Annotated in this window: 2 protein-coding genes; both read right to left on the bottom strand. The window is 38.9% G+C overall.

Annotated features, from left to right (window positions below; all coding sequences use genetic code 11):
* Nucleotides 1-166: 166 nt before the first annotated feature.
* Nucleotides 167-1,090: a helix-turn-helix domain-containing protein gene (locus tag ACOVQ4_RS14485; protein WP_421821341.1), complete on the bottom strand. Its 924-nt coding sequence runs from the start codon at nucleotides 1,088-1,090 to the stop codon at nucleotides 167-169.
* Between the two features lie 7 nt (nucleotides 1,091-1,097).
* A partial coding sequence (locus tag ACOVQ4_RS14490; RefSeq protein ID WP_421821342.1) for a GMC oxidoreductase occupies nucleotides 1,098-2,654 on the bottom strand: 1,557 nt, incomplete at its 5' end.

Consider the following 2,654-nt stretch of genomic DNA (forward strand, 5'->3'; position numbering starts at 1 on the left):
GTAAGCTAAAGAAAAAAGGGCATTTTTTATCAAATTTAAAAGTCCTGTTTTTGCCTAATGCATATTGCCTAATGCCTATTGCCTAATGCCTATTGCCTAATGCCTATTGCCTAATGCCTAATGCCTAATGCCTATTGCCTCTGTGCTTAAGATTACATGTATAAAGCTATTGTAATAACCTGTATTCGGTAGGGGTAATACCCGTTTGTTTTTTGAAAAAACGAACAAAATCACTTACCTCGTTCTTTCCAATTTTGTAGGCAATTTCTGTAACGTTGAGGCTGGTTTGTTTTAGCAAAACCTTGGCCTCCAACAGGAGCATTTCATTGAGTAAATCATGTGCTGATTTACCCAGAGTAGATTTCACACACTTATTCAAATGATTGGGAGAGATAGCCATTAACGAGGCATAATCGGTAGTTTTTTGTTTTTCGTAAATATATTGAGACAAATATTTTTTATACTGTTCAGTAATCAAATAGGCTGAGTTAGAAATATTTGGCTTAGAAGCATTCACAAAAGACTTCAACTCGGTAAAAACAGCCATCAAATAGATTCTCAGAATATCAAACCTACAATCTTCGCCAGCTTTATACTCTACGATAAGCCTTTCGAGGAGCGGAATAATCCGTTCCCTTGCCTCGTCGTTTATCATAACAATAGGATTGGCATTAAACTCCAAAAAGGTAAAATCATTGATGAGATCTTTGGTTTTATAATCCACATTCAACAATTCCATATCAAAATGACAATAATATCCTTCGCTACCAAAGCATATTTCTTGGTGCGTTGTAATCTGATAAGCAGGTAAAAAAAAGAAGGTATTTTCGCCAAAGTCATAGCTATCTAGTCCTTTACTTCTGATACTTCGTCCTTTGGTCAAAAAGAAAAAGCTAAAAACAGAAATGCGCCTAGGTACTACGTCCGATTGAGTAGGGAAGTTCACTATTTTCATATATTCTTCAATACGATTGATATGAAAATTGGAATGTACTTTGGTAGTGAAAGCAACATAAGTTTTCAATTCTCTCTGCAAATTAGAAATCAGTTGATTTGCATCAATGATTGGAATATTACTGCTTTCTTTCATAGTTGAATTATTTTAATAGTTGAGTTACTTTCTCACAAGAACGAACCGCCAAAGCCACACTTGTCAGCGTCGGGTTTGATGCCGTAGCGATTGGAATAACGCCGTTGCCGCCTACAAATAAATTATCAAATCCCCATACTTTTGAATACGTATCACAAACAGACGTTCCATCGTTTTCTAAGCCCATTCTGGTTGAACCTTCGTAGTGTAAGGAAGTACCGGGAGGCATCAAGGTTTGTCCACCGTCTTTGATTTCTTTTCCGAATGAATTCACCACTTTTTGCTGAAATGCTTTTGCGGCATTGATGGCTTCTAAGTCTTTTTCGGTGTACTTGAATTTGAAATTCATTTTTGGCATGCCAAAATAATCATTTTCTACTTCAGAAAATACAATTTTATCTTCAAAATTTGATTCTTTCAGCGGTCCCCAGCCTAAACCTACGATGTGTTTTGAGTCGTCGGTGACGGTCGTTTTCATAGGAGATAAATCCATGTGCATGATTTGTCCATGAAAAGGATGGTTTGGAGCATCAAAAGGAACCCAGAATACGCCAACGGTTGGGTCATTTGATTTCGGATTTCGGATTTGGCTGGGGTCGCACTCGACTTTCGGATTTTGTGAGTGATTCTTCACCAAATCTTTGTCTAATTCAACAAAAGTAAAGATAAATGGATGCTCGTTGAGGTAATGCCCCAAGGCTTTGGGTCTGATGCCCGATGCCCATAGCAATTGTGGCGTGCGTAGCGCATCGGCTGCTACAATTACGATGTCGGCTTCTACGATAGTTTTTTCTTGTGTAGGTAGGTACACAATTTCAGCTCCAGTGATTCGTCCGTCTTGATGATATAATTTTTTACACAAGGTTTCCGAACGAAGTTCAAAATTAGGGTGATTGAAGGTTTCACCTAAAATCAAATCTGTGGCAGTCCAATATCGGTTATACTCGCTGTCGGTTTTGCAAGCAAGTGGCATAGGCTGTGCCTGACGCTTGGGTGAATGTTTATCGCCAAGGGTTTGATTGAGAATAGCCAGAATGGTTTCCCCTTCTTTAGAAATAGGAAAAGCTTCTTGAGTGACGTGTAGGATTTTTTCAGCTTTGGTAAAAGCTTTATCCATTTCATCTTTGGGAATAAAAGTAATTTGTTCGCCTTTGCCTGGTCTTGGACAAGCACAAGTCCAGTGAATACCCATACCTCCAATATTGGTTGACATCGAAAGCGAAGGCATTTCGTTTGTCTTGATTTCTTCGGGTTGGTCTAAAACCAAATGCGTTCCTGCACGTGCCAAAACGTCGGGCGTTAATTCGCCACGTTGAACAGCCAATGCTCTTTCAGCTACAGAAATCATGGGATAAGGTGTCTTTTTAGGCCCTTGTGAAAGTATTTGAGCCATTTCCATTTTTTTAGGGTCGCTGATATTTTTTACATGTTGCCCTATGGTGTCAGAAACTTTTGGCCCTACCTCAACCATTAAGATTTTGACTTGCGGTTTTTGTTCTGCAATAATTCGTGCATAAGTAGCCCCAACTGGGCCAGAACCTATTATTAGAATGTCGGTTTTCAT

Source organism: Flectobacillus sp., from assembly GCF_049240685.1.
GTDB lineage: Bacteria > Bacteroidota > Bacteroidia > Cytophagales > Spirosomataceae > Flectobacillus.

Bases quoted from the DNA above. Each gene is read 5' to 3' on its own strand.
- ACOVQ4_RS14485 (WP_421821341.1), bottom strand. From the start codon at position 1,090: ATGAAAGAAAGCAGTAATATTCCAATCATTGATGCAAATCAACTGATT.